Below are 16,613 nucleotides of genomic sequence, written 5' to 3' on the forward strand. Positions count from 1 at the left end.
ACCGGGTCAGTCCCCGGCCGCCGGCGGGCCGTCGGCCAGCAGTGTCCGGAAGCCGTCCTCGTCGAGGATCGGAACACCGAGCTCGACGGCCTTGTCGTACTTGGATCCGGGCGCATCCCCGGCCACGACGTACGCGGTCTTCTTCGACACCGAGCTGGCGGCCTTGCCACCGCGGCTGATGATCGCCTCTTTGGCCTCGTCACGCGAAAACCCGGGCAGGGACCCGGTCACCACGATCGACAAGCCCTCCAACGTCCGCTCGATGCTGGCGTCGCGCTCGTCGGCCATCCGCACCCCGGCCGCGCGCCACTTGTCCACGATGGCGCGATGCCAGTCCACGGTGAACCAGTCCACCACCGCGGCGGCGATGGTCGGGCCCACCCCTTCCACCGCGGCCAACCGCTCCTCGGATGCCGCGACGATAGCGTCCAGACTGGCGAACTCAGTGGCCAGCGCACGGGCCGCCGTGGGACCGACATGGCGGATCGACAGCGCCACCAGAACCCGCCACAGTGGCTGGGCCTTGGCTTTGTCCAGGTTCGCCAGCAGGCGCTTGCCGTTGGCCGAAAGCTCACCCTTCTTGGTGGTGAACAGCTCGGTGCGCAGCAACTCGTCGGCGGTCAGGGTGAACAGATCGCCCTCGTCCGCGATCACCCCGGCCTGCAGCAGCGCGGTGGCCGCCTCGTAGCCCAGCCCCTCAATGTCGAACGCACCACGGCCCGCGACGTGAAACACCCTCTCCCGCAACTGCGCCGGGCAACTACGGGTGTTGGGGCAGCGGATGTCGGCGTCGCCCTCCTTGGCCGGGGCCAGCCGGGTACCGCATTCGGGGCAGTTGGTGGGCATGACGAACGGGCGCTCGGATCCGTCGCGCAGGTCAACCACCGGGCCGAGCACCTCGGGGATGACGTCGCCGGCCTTGCGGATCACGACGGTGTCGCCGATCAGCACGCCCTTGCGCTCGACTTCGGTGGCGTTGTGCAGGGTGGCCAGGCCGACGGTCGAGCCGGCCACCTTGACCGGTTCCATGTAGGCGAACGGGGTGACCCGGCCGGTACGGCCCACACTGACCCGGATATCGAGCAGCTTGGTGGTGGCTTCTTCCGGTGGGTACTTGTAGGCCACCGCCCAGCGCGGCGCGCGTGATGTCGAGCCGAGCCGACGCTGCAGCGCCACCTCGTCGACCTTGACCACCAGCCCGTCGATCTCGTGGTCGACGTCGTGACGGTGCTCGCCCCAGTAGGCGATCCGTTCGGCGACCGCGGCGACGCCGGAAACCTTGGCGGTGTGGGCGGACACCGGCAGGCCCCATTGGCCCAGCGCGCGGTAGGCGTCGTGCAGCGAGGTGAACGGAAACCCACCGGCACTTTCGATGTGACCGAGCCCGTGACAGATCATCCGCAACTTGCGGCGCGCGGTGACCGCCGGGTTCTTCTGTCGCAGCGAGCCTGCGGCACTGTTGCGGGGGTTGGCGAACGGGGGCTTGCCCTCGGCCACCAAACCGGCGTTGAGGTCCTCGAAGTCGGCGACCCGGAAGAACACCTCCCCGCGCACCTCAAGCACCTCGGGCACCGGGAACTCGTCCGAGGGCGTCAACTGTTCGGGGATGTCGGCGATCGTGCGGGCGTTGAGCGTGACGTCCTCACCGGTGCGCCCGTCGCCGCGGGTCGCGGCCCGGACCAGCCGGCCCTGCCGGTAGACCAGCGCCAGCGCGACGCCATCGATCTTCAGCTCGCACAAGTAGTGGGCGGCGTCGCCGATCTCCCCCTTGATGCGTGCCGCCCAGGCCGACAGCTCGTCGGAGTCGAACACGTTGTCCAGGGACAGCATCCGTTCCAGATGCTCGGCCGGAGCGAAGTCGGTGGCGAATCCGGCCCCGCCGACCAATTGGGTGGGCGAGTCCGGGGTGCGCAGTTCCGGAATTGTGGATTCGATGTCCTGCAGTTCCCGCAGCAGGGCGTCGAACTCGGCATCTGAGATGATCGGCGCGTCCTTGACGTAGTAGCGGAACTGATGTTCACGCACCTCGTCGGCAAGCTCCTGCCAGCGGCGGCGCAGGTCGGCGTCAGGCTGTTCGGGCAGCGCGGCCTCGGCATCTCCGGTTGGCTTCTCACTCACTCTGAGCAGGCTAGTCGAGCGAACCGACACCCCGGGTCATCGGCGGCACCACCGATGGACACTCATGCGCTGTGCGCGGGCCGGTCATCGTCGCGGGGAATGTGCAACTCGATCTCACGGGCAGCCTCACGCAGCGTGGGCAGAAAGCCGGTGATCTCTTCTAGCGGCATCCGGAATTCCGGGCCGGCGACCGTCAGCGCGTATGCGGGCCTGCCGGCCCGCATGATGGGCACACTGATGGCCCGCACACCGTCCTGGATCTCGCCGTTGTTGATGGCGTAGCCGTCCTCGACCACCTGCTGCAATTCGGCCCGGAATTCCGCCTCGTCGATGTGGGTGTTAGGAGTCAGTTTCTCCCAGTGCAGGGTCCGCATGATGGCGTCTTGCTCGGCATGCGGCAGGAAGGCCAACAGGCATTTGCCGCCCGAGGAAGCATGGATCGGCAGGCGTTCACCGACGTACGCCCGGATCTGCACCCGGTCGGAGCCACCGATTCGTTCCACGTAGAAGTACTCCGTGCCCTCCCGTGCCCCCATGAAGATGGTCCGCCCGGTGCTGTCGGCCAACCGACGCATCACCGCGAGCATGACCTCGGGGAGGGTCCGCACCTCAGAAGCGCGCTGATGCAGCTCGAACAGCTTGGTGCCCAGTTGATACCGCCGGCTGCGCTCGTCCAACCGGGCCAGGCCGATGCGGACCAGCTCGGTGAGCAGCCGATGCACGGTGCTGGCCGGCTGGCCAACATCCTTGGCCAGCCCGGTCACCGTCACGCCGTCAGGATGCTCGACGAGCACCTGCAGCAGGATGAAGCCCTTGGCTAGCGTGCCGTCGGTGGCCATGCCGGTATCTTAACGTCCCTGTCCGCACCCGGAGTTCGCATGTAACGGGTTCGAATCCGGCTCGCGGTTGCGGTGTTCGAAGTTTGGAAACGGCCGACATGGCCACCGTCGCAAGACAATTGCTAGTCGATCAGTTCATTGCGGGTCAGCACCGCACCCTGCTGCAGCAGCACGTCCTGCACCTCACGGTGTGGGATATCGCGCGCAGCGGCGGCGCCGGACTTGGCGCCGATTGCGGCAATCGTGCCGGCCGCGTGGCCGCTGACCATGCATACCGCTTGTCCGCGAACCGAACCCGCCGCCTCATGGTCGGCGCTGATGCAGCGCCCGGCCACCAAGACGTTGTCCAAGCCATTCGGTATCAGCGCGCGCTTGGGAATCCCGTAGGAGCGCGACAGATACTTCAAGGTGATGCCACCGCCCTCCACCTTGGCCCCGAGTACCTTGGCACCGATGCCAGTGTCGTGAATGTCCAGCGGGTAGGCGCCTCGGCCGACCTGGTCGTCGAAATCACGTCCGGCGAGCACGTCGTGGCGGGTCAGCGTGTGCTCGCCCACGATGTGCCGTGACTCCCGGACGCCGAGCTGATGTGGAAGGTTGGCCAGGTAGCACCGCTGGAATCCGGGCACGTATTTGCGCAGGAAGTACAGGGATTCGTAGGTCTGCAGCTGGGTTTCGGCCTCGGCCCGGCTGACATCCCACGGATCGGTGCCGTCGATGCCGTGCACCCGGGTCAGGTTGATCACCACGTCGTCACGTTCCGGCAGGGTGTAGATACCGAGCCGGTTCCGCGGCAACGTGAAATCGCCCGCCGCCTTGGCTTCCTTGATCAGGTTTCCGAAAGCCATCAGGTGCACGCCCGGGGTGTTGCGGATGTAGTCCATCTCGTAGGCCTGGCCGGACCAGCCCGTGGGCACGGTGCGGTCTTCCGGATGTTCCTCCAGGTAGTCCCACAGCTTGCTCAAGTCGACGCCGCCGACGCGGAAGATGTTGCTCACGGGCTGGGTGACGCCGTCCTGCCCGTTGCCGAAGACGAATTCTCCGCCGGCCCGGGCCACGACATCGGCATCACCCGACGCATCCACGAAGTACTTGGCCCGGATCACCGAGATACCGGCCTTGTTGGCCACGGTCAGCTTGGTGATCCGACCATCCTCGGTCTCGGCATCGAGGAACATGGTGTGGAACAGAAGGTCCGCACCATACTGTTTGGCCGCCCGGAGCAGATAGATCTTGAACGGCTCCGGGTCCTGGGCCAGGATCGACCCGAACAGGCTGTCCTTCACCGGCGGGGTGGCATGCTGGTTCTTGATCAGGTCGCGAACGATGTCGCGGGGGTAGCCACCCATCGCCCAATACCCCTCGGCGTCAGCGGACCCCAGAAGGTTCATGCCAAGGGAGAGGATGCCTCCGAGGTAACCGTACTGCTCGATGATCACAGTGCGGGCGCCCGTCGCCGCGGCTGCGATCCCGGCGAAAGCACCGGCGGTGCCACCGCCGATCACCGCGACATCGTAATCGTATTCGTTTGGCATTCTTATCTTCTCACTTTCATATTCTCGATATTCGACTCGCCCACCGTGCGCCCACCGTCGGCAGGGCCCGGTCACCCGTTCAGTGATTCGGTTCTCCGGACGGCTCCGGTCGGGGCCGGCGACTCGTCCTGGTAGTCCGTCCTGGCGCTGAACACCGACACCAGGCCGATGACCGCGCTGACCACGATCAGTAGTGAGATCGGCCAGGATGCGCCGTGCCCCAGACCGACCAGCGACGTGGCCAACAGCGGGACGAAACCCACAGTGGCTCCGCCTAATTGGTATCCGACCGAGGCGCCACTGTAGCGAACCCGCGGCGGGAACATCTCGGCGTACAGCGCTGCCGTCGGCGCGTACATCGCCGGATGGGCGATACCCAGGATGAGCACCACCGAGGTCCACACGAGAAGCGGTTGTCCGGTGCCGATCATCCAGTACAGCGGGAACGCGAACAGCAGGGTGAACACTGCGCCACCCGCATAGACCCGGCGTCGACCCAGACTGTCGGAGAGCCGGCCGAAGACCGGCACCAACGACGCTTGGAACACCGCGGCCAGCATCGTGCCGGTGAAGATGACGCTGCGCTCCAGACCCAGCTGCGTAGTGGCGTACGACAGGGTGAAAACGCTCAGCACGTAGAACATCACGCCGTGCCCGAGGTAGACACCTGCCGCCAGCACAACGTTGCGCAGGTCGGAGCGGATCATCTCCAGGAACGGCACTTTCGCCACAGTTCCGGCCTTCTGCACTTCGGCGAACACCGGTGTCTCGACCACCCGCAACCGGATGAACAAGCCCACGGCCACCAGGAAGATGCTGAGCAAGAACGGAACTCGCCATCCCCAGGACTCGAAGTCATCGGACGGCATGGACGAGAACAAGGCGAACAAGCCAGTGGACATCAGCAGGCCGATGGGCACGCCCATCTGCGGCCAGCTGCCGTAGAACCCGCGTCGGTTCGGTGGTGCGTGCTCGACGGCCATGATCACCGCGCCACCCCACTCACCACCGACGGCGAAGCCCTGGATGAATCGCAACGCCACCAAGGCGATGGGCGCCCATACGCCGATCGAGTCGAACGTGGGAAGTAATCCGATGGCGAACGTGGCCAGACCCATGATGAGCAGGCTCAGGATCAGCATCCGCTTGCGGCCGATCCGGTCGCCGAAATGGCCGAAGAAGACCCCGCCCAACGGGCGGGCGATGAAACCGACAGCGAATGTGCTGAATGCAGCCAAAGTACCTGCCAGCGGGGAGAAGTCGGGGAAGAAAAGTCCGCCGACGACCGTCGCCGAGGCCGCTCCGTATATGTAGAAGTCGTACCACTCGATCGTGGTACCGATCAGACTTGCGGTCGCTACCCGTTTTATCGGCGACGATTCGACCTCGTGGGCTGTAACGGGCCCGGCTGACTCCATCAGGATGTCCACCCTTCTCCACGTTGAGGACAGGAGACGATATTCCGATTATTGGAATTTCATCCCGATAATCGGGATGCAAGTTACTGTAATCGCGTGGTGAAAACGGTGTCAACGACTTTGGCGAATTCACCAGCACAAATGTCTGATCGCTGGGACCACGGCCGACCTCTCGGCATTCGGCCGAATCTCACGTCCCTGCGAACCGTCCACCGATCACGGAAGGACTTGCCTCATGCCCGATTTCGTCGGCGCAATCGACCAGGGCACCACCAGTACCCGGTTCATGATCTTCGATCACGGTGGCCGGGTAGTCGCCCACAGCCAACTCGAACACCTCCAGATAATGCCCAAACCCGGTTGGGTCGAACATAATCCGGTGGAGATCTGGGAGCGGACCGCCTCCGCCCTCCAGACCGCGCTGAATGAACACGGCCTGATCTCGTCCGACCTCGCGGCGCTGGGCATCGCCAACCAACGCGAAACCACCGTGGTGTGGAACCGGCGCACCGGACGGCCCTACCACCACGCCATCGTCTGGCAGGACACGCGCACCGACCGGGTCGTCGCGGGACTCAGCGCCTCCGCGGGGGACACCATCCGGCACAAGGCCGGTCTGCCACCGGCGACATACTTTTCCGGAGGCAAGCTGGCCTGGCTCCTAGACAACGTCGACGGTCTACGCGCCGCCGCGGACCGCGGCGACGCACTGTTCGGAACCATCGACTCCTGGCTGCTGTGGAATCTGACCGGTGGCGTCGACGGCGGTGTCCACGCCACCGACGTGACCAACGCCAGCCGGACGATGCTGATGGATCTGCAGACCCTGGACTGGGACGACGAACTGCTGGCACTGTTCGGGGTTCCTCGCCAGATGCTGCCGCAGATTCGGCCGTCGTCCGCTCCAGACCTCTACGGCTACACCACATCCCATGGCCCGCTGGGCGCCGCGCTGCCGATCGCCGCGACCGTGGGCGACCAGCAGGCCGCCATGATCGGCCAACTGTGCCTGTCGGCGGGCGACGCCAAGAATACCTACGGAACCGGCAACTTCCTGTTGCTCAACACCGGCGGACAGCTGGTTCGTTCAGAACACGGGCTGATCACCACGGTGTGCTACCAATTCGGTGACGACCCCCCGTGTTATGCGCTGGAGGGATCGATCGCGGTCACCGGGTCAGCGGTGCAGTGGCTGCGCGACCAGTTGGGCATCATCTCGGGTGCCGAACACAGCGAGTCGCTGGCGGCGCAGGTCAGTGATTCGGCCGGGTTGTATTTCGTCCCTGCGTTTTCCGGCCTGTTCGCACCGTACTGGCGTTCGGACGCCCGGGGCACCATCGCGGGCCTCACCCGATACCACACCAATGCCCACATTGCCCGCGCCACCCTCGAGGCGATCTGCTATCAGAGCCGCGACGTAGCCGACGCGATGTACCAGGATTCCGGGGTACGGCTCGAGGTCCTCCGCGTCGACGGTGGAGTGACCGCAAACCATCTGTGCATGCAGATCCAGGCGGATGTGCTTGGAGTGCCGGTGAGCCGGCCGGTGGTTTCCGAGACCACCGCCCTGGGCGCAGCCTACGCCGCCGGCCTGGCAGTGGGTTTCTGGGAGACCACCGACGACCTGCGTCAGAACTGGCATGAAAGCCAGCGCTGGCATCCCCGCTGGGACGACGCCGAGCGCGAACGCGGCCACCGAGGCTGGCGCAAAGCCGTCGACCGTGCGTTGGACTGGGTCGAACTCGACTGACCCAGCGGCCCAGCAAGCCCCTGCCTGCCAACCCTTCTCAAGAAACGGATGCACTGATGTCACTGTCCCCCGTCGCCCTCAGTCCGCAATACCGTCGGGACGCACTGGCCGCCATGGCCAATACCGAACTCGACGTCCTGGTCATCGGCGCCGGTGTGGTCGGTGCGGGAGCGGCGCTCGACGCAGTGACCCGCGGGCTGACCGTCGGTCTGGTCGAGGCGCGCGATTATGCGTCGGGAACATCCAGCCGGTCGTCGAAACTCGTCCACGGCGGCTTGCGCTATCTCAAGCAGCTCGACTTCGCTCTGGTCTTCGAGGCCCTGCGGGAGCGGTCGCTGATCCTGGAAACTCTCGCGCCCCACCTGGCTCGGCCGGTGGAGTTCCTCTACCCGCTGACCCGGGTGGCGCGGGATCGGGCGTGGGTGGGGGCGGGAGTCGGCGTGTACGACGTGCTCGGCGCCGGCCGCGGCGTACCCGCCCACCACCGGCACTTGGGAAAGCGAAAGACAGCGCAGGCGTTTCCCGGCGGAAAGCGCGGCGCCGTCCGTGGCGGTGTGAGCTTCTACGAGGGTCACCTCGACGATGCGCGGCACACCATGATGGTCACCAGAACCGCGGCCAGTTACGGGGCACTGTGCGCCAACAGCGCCCGGGTGATCGGATTTCTTGAGGAGCACAACCGGGTCGTCGGTGCCCGCGTGGTCGATCTGGAGAGCGACAGCGAGATCGAGATCCGCGCCAAGGCAACGATCAACGCCACCGGGGCCTGGACCGACGAGACGCAAAAAGCCCTCGGGAAGCAGGGGCAATTCCAGGTAAAGGCCTCCAAGGGCGTGCACATCGTCGTTCCGCGTGCGGCCATCGACTCCCACGTCGGCATCATCACCGAAACCGAGAAAAGTCTGCTGTTCGTGATCCCCTGCCCGTGGAGCGAACAGCACTGGTTGATCGGCACGACCGACACCGGCTGGGACCTGGATCTCGCCCATCCCGCCGCCACCGCCTCCGATATCGCCTACATCCTCGCGCAGGTGAACAGACTGCTGGAGAACCCCATCACTCGGGACGACATCGTGGGCGTCTACGCGGGATTGCGCCCGCTACTGGCCGGGCGCTCGGATGAAACCACCAAGCTGTCGCGGGAACATGCCGTCGTGAGTCCGGCCGACGGGCTGGTCGTCGTTGCGGGCGGCAAGTACACGACCTACCGGGTGATGGCGAAGGATGCGGTGGATGAGGCCCTGCGCGACCGCAACTGCGAGGAGTCGCGCACTGAACGGCTGCCGCTGATCGGGGCGGACGGCTATCACGAGTTGTCGGCAGCCCGAGCTCGGCTGGCTGCACAGACCCGCCTGCCGGTAGCCACCATCGACCATTTACTCGGACGGTACGGAAGCGCGATCACCGAAGTGCTTGCGCTGATCGAGGCTGACCCTGCCCTGGCACAGCCGATCATCCAGGACAGCGCCTACCTGCGGGCGGAGGTGGTCTACGCCGTCACACACGAGGGTGCGTTGCACCTCGACGACATCCTCGCCCGGCGCACCCGGATGTCGATCGACACCGCGGACCGCGGTGTGAAAGCCGCCCGGATCGTCGCCGAGCTGGCCGCACCGCATTTGCATTGGGATGAAGTACAAGCCTGCCGGGAAGTCGCGCGGTACCGAGCACGGGTGGAAGCCGAGATCGAATCCCAACGTCAGCCTGACGATCACAGCGCCGACACGATACGGCGCAGCGCGCCTGACCCCCGCAGCGATATCGGCGCGGTGTCGAGCCGCCGCTGAGTTCTCGACGCGCGCAGCGAGGGCTCTCCCTACCGATACCCTGACCACATGCCGCACCCGATCATGTTCAGCGACGACGACTTGGGCCTGGCCGATCTGCGCACCATCGCGCTGGGTTTTCCCGAGGCCTTCGAGAAAGTTTCGTGGGGCCGGCCGGTGTTCTGCGCACCGAAGATGTTCGCCATGTACGGCGGCAATGTGAAGCCCGAACGCGGCGGTGAGATGGTGCCGTTCCCGCATTCGCTCCTGATCAAGGTCGACGAGAGCGATCGCCGGGCCCTGGAACAGGACGACCGATTCTTCTTCCCGGCCTACATGGGGCCCTTCGGCTGGCTGGGTCTGGATTTTACTGCCGCCAAGGTGGATTGGGTCGAAGTGCGCGAACTCGTCGATGCCTCGTTCCGGTTGGTCGCCTCACGCCGGCTCATCAAACAACTCGACGAGAACTGATCGGAGTCAGCCATGAGTATCGCCAGCCCCTTCCCCGACGTCGAGCTGCCGTCCGTCAGCATCTACGACTATCTCTTCGCCGACATGTCCCCTGCCGATGCCGACCGGATCGCCCTGGTGGACGCCAAGTCCGGCATCGAGACCACCTACGGCGATCTGGTGCGACAGATCGATGCGTTCGCCGGCGGGTTGGCCGCTCGCGGGATCGGCGTCGGCGATGTGGTGGCCCTGCTGTCCCCCAACAGCTCCGGTTTCGCGATTGCGTTCCACGGCATCCTGCGAGCCGGGGCCACCGCCACCACCGTCAACGCGTTGTTCACCGCACGCGACATCGCCAAGCAGCTCAAGGATTCGAAGGCGCGCCTATTGGTCACGGTGAGCGCACTGCTGCCGCAGGCATTGGAAGGAGCCGCCGCCGCTGGCTTGGATACCAAGGACCAAGTGGTGGTACTCGACGGCGCCGGCCTCGGGGGTGACGGCCCGGCACCGGAGGTGACCTTCGATCCGGCGACGCATCTGGCCGCCCTGCCATACAGTTCGGGCACCACGGCCAACCCCAAGGGCGTCATGCTCACCCACGCCAACCTGACCGCCAATGTGGCCCAGATCCGCCCCTTGCAGGGCCTCACCGCCGACGACCGGCTGCTGGCCGTGCTGCCGTTCTTCCACATCTACGGCATGACAGTGCTTCTCAATGCCGCCCTGCATGCCCGGGCGCGGCTGGTCATCATGCCGTCGTTCGATCTCGGTGAATTCCTGGGCAACATCGCCAACCACCGGTGCACGTTCGTCTACATCGCCCCGCCGGTGGCCGTCGCCCTGGCCAAGCATCCGCTGGTCGACTCCTATGACCTGTCTTCGCTGCGGGCCGTCCTGTCCGGTGCGGCATCGCTCGACGCCGACCTCGGCCGCGCGGTGGCAGAACGATTGGGTTGCACGGTGTCTCAGGGTTACGGCATGAGCGAGTTGAGCCCGGTCAGCCACATCACCCCGCACGACGGTGGGCTGGCGACAGTCGGCACGGTTGCACCTTTGGACTCGTGCGGCTGGACCGTGCCCAACGGTGTCAGCAAGCTTGTCGATCCCGACACTGGCAATGAAATCGGTATTCCGGCAGAAGGTTTGAGCGCAACCGGCGAACTGTGGTTCAAGGGGCCGAACGTGATGGCCGGCTACCTCAACAACGAGGCGGCAACGCAGGAGACCATCGACGCCGACGGATTTCTGCACACCGGGGATCTGGCGCAGGTCGATTCCAACGGCTGCGTCTACGTCGTGGACCGGCTCAAGGAACTCATCAAGTACAAGGGCTACCAGGTGCCACCGGCCGAGCTGGAGGCCGTGTTGCTGGGCCACCCGAGTATCGCCGACGCTGCGGTGATCGGTGTGCAGGACCGCGAATCCGGTGAAGAAGTTCCCAAAGCCTTTGTGGTCAAACAACCTTCCTGCGAGTTGAACGCCGACGAGGTGATCGCGTTCGTGGCCGGGCTGGTCGCACCCTACAAGAAAGTACGCCAGGTCGAATTCATCGATGCCATTCCCAAGTCGTCGGCAGGCAAGATCCTGCGCCGGGAGCTGCGAGACCGCTAGCGCGCGTCCGCTGCGTTGGTCAGATGGCGTCGGGATCCTCGGCGAACGCATCGGCCGCCTTCTGCGCGAGTTCGACTGCGGTGCGCGCCCACTGAGCAGTGGCTCCGGCCAGACCGCAGGCCGGAGTGATGCCGATACGGTCGCGCAGCACAGACCGCGCGAAACCCAGGCGGTCGGTCAACGTCACCGCCGTCTTGGCGACCTCTTCGACCGAGGGCCGACCGTCGGGGGCCGTGGCGGGCACCACGCCGAGCAACACGGTGCGGCCCGAGTCGACGAATTCCCCGATACCGTCCAGATCGGCAGGCGTCAGGGTCGACACGTCAACCGACACTGCCTGAATTGCACTGCGCAACAGCGCCTTCCATGGCAGCTCGGGCGCGCAGCTGTGCAATGCGACGTCCGAGCCGGCCGCCGCCACACACTCGTCCAGCAGGTTCATCGCCACCGGCTCGTCCACGGGATGCACCGGGGTGAAGCTGGTGACCCCGGACAGTCGCCCGGCCAGGGCGGCAGGCAGCGACGGTTCATCGAGCTGCACCACCACCGGGGCCTCCAGCCGCCGGGCCACCTCGGCCCGGTGGGACGCCAACCCCTCGGCCAGGGACGCCGAAAGATCCCGCAGCGCACCCTGGTCGGTGATGGCGCGATGTCCGTTGGGCAGTTCCAATTGGGCGGCCAGCGTGATCGGGCCGGGCGCCTGCACCTTGACCGCACGGCCGCTGCCGCGCAAACCGGCGCGCTCCCAAGCCTCTTCGAGTGCGTCGATGTCCTCACCGAGCAGGCTGACCGCCCGGCGCCGGGCAGCGCTACGGCCACCGGCGATGCGATACCCCCGCGGCACGGTGTCGATGCCGATGTCGACCAGCAGAGCCCCAGCCCGGCCGATCAGGTCGGCGCCGATACCCCGGGCCGGCAGCTCCACGAGGTGCGACAGGTGGTGGAGTTCACCGACGACGACTTCGGCGGCGGCTCGTGGGTCGGTTCCGGGCCAGGATCCGATACCGGTGGCCGTCGAAAACGCACTCATGCGACAACACTCATGCGATGGCGTTCACGCGCGTGCGATCGTCGCGCTGGCGATGACCTCGTCACCGTCGGCGTCGGGCCGGTACAGCACCATCGTCTGGCCGGGCGCGACGCCGCGCAGCGGAGTCCGCAGGGACACCACCAGCCGGCCGTCGCGCAGTTCGGCCACCGCGTCGGTGATCCCGCCGTGGGCCCGTACCTGGACCTGGCATTCCACCGGGCCGGCCAGCGGGGTCCCGCTGGTGAACACCGGCTTGTCGCCGGTCAGCTCCCGGATTTCGAGGTCTTCGACAGATCCGACGCGCACCGTGCCCGTCTCGGCATCGATCCCGGTGACGTAGCGCGGGCGGCCGTCTGCGCCCGGCCCGGCGATACCGAGACCCTTGCGTTGCCCGATGGTGAAACCGTGCACGCCATCGTGTTCGGCGAGCACAGTGCCTTCGTTGTCGATCACCGAGCCGCGGCGCACCCCGATACGGGCACCCAGGAAGGCCTGGGTGTCTCCGGACGGGATGAAGCAGATGTCATGGCTGTCAGGCTTTTTCGCGACCGCCAGTCCACGCTCGGCGGCTTCGGCCCGGATCTGCGGCTTGGGGGTGTCACCGATCGGGAAAATCGCATGCGCCAACTGCTCGGCGGTGAGCACACCGAGCACGTAAGACTGGTCCTTGTCGGCGTCCACAGCGCGACGCAGCCGGCCGTCGACCAGGCGCGCATAGTGACCGGTGGCCACCGCGTCGAACCCCAGCGCCAGGGCGCGGGCGGCCAACGCCGAGAACTTGATCCGCTCATTGCACCGCACGCACGGATTCGGGGTTTCGCCGCGGGCATAGGACTCGACGAAGTCGTCGATCACGTCGTCCTTGAACCGATCGGCGAAATCCCAGACGTAGAACGGGATCTCGAGGATGTCGGCCACCCGGCGGGCATCGCCGGCGTCCTCCTTGGAGCAGCAGCCGCGCGATCCGGTGCGCAGCGTTCCCGGCGCCGTCGACAGCGCCATGTGCACGCCGACGACGTCGTGGCCGGCGTCCACCATGCGGGCGGCGGCCACCGAGGAATCGACCCCGCCGCTCATCGCGACCAGCACCCTCATGAGAACGTCCTACCCGCGCTGGCCAACGCCGCCTGCCGGGCCCGCTCCACGGCTGCCGGCAGCACCTCGAGCACCGCGTCGACATCGGCTTCGGTGCTGGTGTGTCCCAGAGAAAAACGCAGTGACCCGCGTGCGGTGGCCGGGTCGGCGCCCATCGCGATCAGAACGTGCGATGGCTGCGCGACCCCGGCAGTACACGCCGAACCAGTGGAGCATTCGATGCCCTTGGCATCCAGCAGCATCAGTAGTGAGTCGCCTTCACAGCCGCGGAAGGTGAAGTGGGAGTTGGCCGGTAGCCGGCCGGCCAAGCGCGGCCCGTTGAGGAAGCTGTCCTCGATCGTGGCGAGCACGCCGTCGATCAACCGGTCGCGCAACGCCTGCACCCGCGCGCTGTAGTCGGCCAGGCCACCGATGGCGACCTCGGCGGCCGCGGCCATGGCCACAGCGCCGGCCACGTCGGGCGTCCCCGAGCGCACATCACGCTCCTGGCCGCCGCCGTGCAGCAGCGGCACACAGGCCGTGTCACGACGCAGCACGAGCGCGCCGACCCCCATCGGACCGCCGAACTTGTGCGCGGCCACGCTCATCGCCGAAAGCCCTGTGGCGGTGAAATCCACGGGGATCTGCCCCACGGCCTGGATGGCGTCGCTGTGCACCGGCACGCCGAACTCGGACGCGATCGCGGCCAACTCGTCGATCGGCATGATCGTGCCGACCTCGTTGTTGGCCCACATGATGCTGATCAGCGCCACGTCAGCGGGGCCGTCACCGGCCTCAAGCGCCGAGCGCAATGCCTGCGGCGCCACCATGCCCTCGGCATCGACCGGTAGCCAGGTGACCTCGGCGTCCTCGTGATCGACCAGCCACTGCACGGCATCGAGCACGGCGTGGTGCTCGACGGCGGTGGTGATGATCCGGCGCCGCGTGGGCTCCTCGTCACGACGGGCCCAGTAGATGCCTTTGACGGCGAGGTTGTCACTCTCGGTGCCGCCGGCGGTGAAGATCACCTCCGACGGGCGGCATCCCAACAGGCGGGCCAGCGTTTCGCGGGCCTCCTCCATCCGGCGCCGGGCCAGACGCCCCGAACCGTGCAGCGAAGAGGCGTTACCCACGGTCGCGAGCGCAGCCGTCATCGCATCGATGGCGGCTGCATGCATCGGCGTGGTGGCGGCGTGATCGAGATAGACCTGCCCGCCTGGGGACGCCGTCGGGATAGAGGTCATAACCTCTCCAGGATAGCCGTCGGCAGCGGCCCCGCCTTCCAGCCGCCTCAGGCCGCCAGGACATGCGCAGGCGCGCCGGCACGCGGCCGGTGCACGGTCCGGTCGGAACGCACCACCGCTTCGCAGCGCTCTGCCAGCGCCCGCCGGTCAACTCCGGGCAGCTGCAGCGACCCGACGTGGACGTGGCACACCGTGCGACGTGCGGTGATCACCCGTCGTACCGACCGCAACAGGGTGTCGTCCCCTACGAAGGCCGGAACCGTCGAGGGCCGGCCGTCGCGGTGCCGGTAGTCCAGCCGCAACGGTTGCACCGGGCGGGCCGCGTCGATCGCGGCCTGGAACATCGCGGGCCGGAACTGTCCGTGTGCCAGGCCGCACCAGGTGGTGCCTTCCGGGAAGGCCACCACGGTGTGTCCGGCACGCAATCGTTCGGCCACGGTGTGCACCACCGCGGGCAGCCGGCGCAGGCTGCCCCGGTCGATCGGGATCACCTTCATCACCCGGGCCAGCCGGCCCACCGCGGGCCATTCCACCAGATCTGCGCGCGCCACGAAGGAGCCCGGCAACACCGCACCGATCGTGAAGATATCCAGCCATGACACGTGGCCACTGACCACGAGCACGCCCTTCAGATTACGAATCGGGCCGCCCGACAGGGAGATTCGGACACCGAAGCAGCGCAGCATCAATCGGCAGTAAAACCGCTGCACGTGCGAACGGCCGGGCATGGGGACCGCCAGCAGCGGCACTCCCGGCACCAGGACCACGGCCATGGTGACCCGTACCGTGGTGCGAATCCAGACCAACAACCGACGGCCCGCATCGGCGCCGCCGGCATGGACGCAACTGGCGTCGCACGAGGCCTTCGGCAGCCAGGAATGCTCACAGGCGATGGTCACGATGCGCCCCCGGCCAGATCGGCTGCTGCCGAGACCGAGCGAAGGCGCTTGAGGTACCGCACGTCGGCACGGCGCTTGTCCAGCAGGGCCGGAAAATCGCCGACCCCGAAGTCGGGATCGTGGGCCGGTTCCCCGCATACCTGCGCCCCCAGCCGCAGATAGCCGCGCATCAACGGCGGCACCGTGGTGCGCGAGGGCGGGTCGATGTCGTCGAGCCCTCTGCCGTCCAGGACCACCGGCCGGTAGGGGTAGACCGTGTGTTCGGCGGGCGCCGCGTGGCGGCGCCGCACGAAGTCACGGACTCCGCGGATCGCCGTTCCCGGCGGGCCGTCGGCATTGCCCGCGACGGGCACCGACACGCAGCCGGTCACGTAGTCGTAGCCGGAGTGGTCGAGGTAGGCCAGGATGCCCGCCCACATGAGCAATACGACGGCGCCGTTGCGGTGGTCCGCTCGTACCACCGCGCGGCCCATCTCGACCAGGGACGGCCGCAGGGCGTCGAGACCGCGGACATCGAACTCGGTGGCGGTGTAGAGCCCGCCCGCGGCGATCGCGCCGGGCGGCGGCAGCATCCGGTAGCAGCCCACCAGTTCACCGGTGCGGTCCTCACGTACCAACAGGTGGTCGCAGTGCTCATCGAATCGGTCGGCGTCACGTCCGTCTGTGGCACCGGCAAGTGCGAATCCGGGTTCCGAGGTGAATACGTCGTGCCGGAGCCGCTGGGCGGCTTCGATCAGCTCGTGGTCGGCGGCCCGTGCACGCGACGAGCGAAATGGATGAAGCAGGAGGGTGTAGCGCGGCGCATCGCGCGCCGCGCTGTCGGTGTGATCTGCGGCGATGAGTACAGATGCAGTGCTCATAGCCAGCACGGTCGCCCAG

13 protein-coding genes are annotated in these 16,613 nt (G+C 66.9%); 4 read left to right on the plus strand and 9 right to left on the minus strand.

Going from position 1 to position 16,613, the window contains the following annotated elements:
- Positions 1 to 6: 6 nt before the first annotated feature.
- The 4 genes from ligA to A5733_RS06325 all read right to left on the minus strand — a co-directional run bounded on the left by ligA (position 7) and on the right by A5733_RS06325 (position 5,910).
- The gene (gene ligA / locus A5733_RS06310) at positions 7 to 2,082 is read right to left on the minus strand and encodes an NAD-dependent DNA ligase LigA (RefSeq protein WP_198938745.1); all 2,076 of its coding nucleotides are present in this window, start codon (positions 2,080 to 2,082) and stop codon (positions 7 to 9) included.
- A 98-nt stretch (positions 2,083 to 2,180) separates the two neighbouring features.
- Positions 2,181 to 2,957 carry an IclR family transcriptional regulator gene (locus tag A5733_RS06315; protein WP_076239494.1) on the minus strand — a complete coding sequence of 259 codons (777 nt, stop codon included), beginning with the start codon at positions 2,955 to 2,957 and terminating at the stop codon, positions 2,181 to 2,183.
- 122 nt (positions 2,958 to 3,079) lie between these two features.
- Positions 3,080 to 4,492 carry an FAD-dependent oxidoreductase gene (locus A5733_RS06320; RefSeq protein WP_076239495.1) on the minus strand — a complete coding sequence of 471 codons (1,413 nt, stop codon included), beginning with the start codon at positions 4,490 to 4,492 and terminating at the stop codon, positions 3,080 to 3,082.
- A gap of 71 nt (positions 4,493 to 4,563) precedes the next feature.
- Positions 4,564 to 5,910: an MFS transporter gene (locus tag A5733_RS06325; protein WP_083666030.1), complete on the minus strand. Its 1,347-nt coding sequence runs from the start codon at positions 5,908 to 5,910 to the stop codon at positions 4,564 to 4,566.
- A gap of 235 nt (positions 5,911 to 6,145) precedes the next feature.
- On the opposite strand from A5733_RS06325, the gene glpK reads away from it, so the two are divergent.
- Genes glpK through A5733_RS06345 form a run of 4 tightly spaced genes read left to right on the plus strand, consistent with a single transcriptional unit; the run spans position 6,146 to position 11,487 of the window.
- Positions 6,146 to 7,660 (plus strand): glycerol kinase GlpK, encoded by a 1,515-nt coding sequence (glpK, locus tag A5733_RS06330; protein WP_076239496.1) that lies wholly within the window; start codon positions 6,146 to 6,148, stop codon positions 7,658 to 7,660.
- A gap of 56 nt (positions 7,661 to 7,716) precedes the next feature.
- Positions 7,717 to 9,447 (plus strand): glycerol-3-phosphate dehydrogenase/oxidase, encoded by a 1,731-nt coding sequence (locus A5733_RS06335; RefSeq protein WP_076239497.1) that lies wholly within the window; start codon positions 7,717 to 7,719, stop codon positions 9,445 to 9,447.
- Between the two features lie 48 nt (positions 9,448 to 9,495).
- Positions 9,496 to 9,897: an MmcQ/YjbR family DNA-binding protein gene (locus A5733_RS06340; protein WP_067771550.1), complete on the plus strand. Its 402-nt coding sequence runs from the start codon at positions 9,496 to 9,498 to the stop codon at positions 9,895 to 9,897.
- Between the two features lie 12 nt (positions 9,898 to 9,909).
- Entirely contained in the window at positions 9,910 to 11,487 is a 1,578-nt protein-coding gene (locus tag A5733_RS06345) for a 4-coumarate--CoA ligase family protein (protein ID WP_076239498.1), read from the plus strand.
- A gap of 19 nt (positions 11,488 to 11,506) precedes the next feature.
- Here the strand turns inward: A5733_RS06345 and A5733_RS06350 are convergent, their stop codons facing one another.
- The 5 genes from A5733_RS06350 to A5733_RS06370 are packed head-to-tail and all read right to left on the minus strand — an operon-like array spanning position 11,507 to position 16,594.
- Entirely contained in the window at positions 11,507 to 12,517 is a 1,011-nt protein-coding gene (locus tag A5733_RS06350; RefSeq protein ID WP_076239499.1) for a methionine synthase, read from the minus strand.
- A 24-nt stretch (positions 12,518 to 12,541) separates the two neighbouring features.
- Entirely contained in the window at positions 12,542 to 13,612 is a 1,071-nt protein-coding gene (gene mnmA / locus A5733_RS06355) for a tRNA 2-thiouridine(34) synthase MnmA (RefSeq protein WP_076239500.1), read from the minus strand.
- Positions 13,609 to 14,835, minus strand: coding sequence for a cysteine desulfurase family protein (locus A5733_RS06360; protein WP_076239501.1), 1,227 nt, complete (start codon positions 14,833 to 14,835; stop codon positions 13,609 to 13,611). Before A5733_RS06360 ends, mnmA begins: the two co-directional genes overlap by 4 nt.
- A gap of 47 nt (positions 14,836 to 14,882) precedes the next feature.
- Positions 14,883 to 15,734 (minus strand): 1-acyl-sn-glycerol-3-phosphate acyltransferase, encoded by an 852-nt coding sequence (locus tag A5733_RS06365; RefSeq protein WP_076239502.1) that lies wholly within the window; start codon positions 15,732 to 15,734, stop codon positions 14,883 to 14,885.
- Positions 15,731 to 16,594 (minus strand): GNAT family N-acetyltransferase, encoded by an 864-nt coding sequence (locus tag A5733_RS06370; protein WP_076239503.1) that lies wholly within the window; start codon positions 16,592 to 16,594, stop codon positions 15,731 to 15,733. Before A5733_RS06370 ends, A5733_RS06365 begins: the two co-directional genes overlap by 4 nt.
- Positions 16,595 to 16,613: the final 19 nt, after the last annotated feature.

This window comes from Mycobacterium sp. NS-7484 (genome assembly GCF_001953975.1).
In the GTDB taxonomy this organism is placed as follows: Bacteria; Actinomycetota; Actinomycetes; order Mycobacteriales; family Mycobacteriaceae; genus Mycobacterium.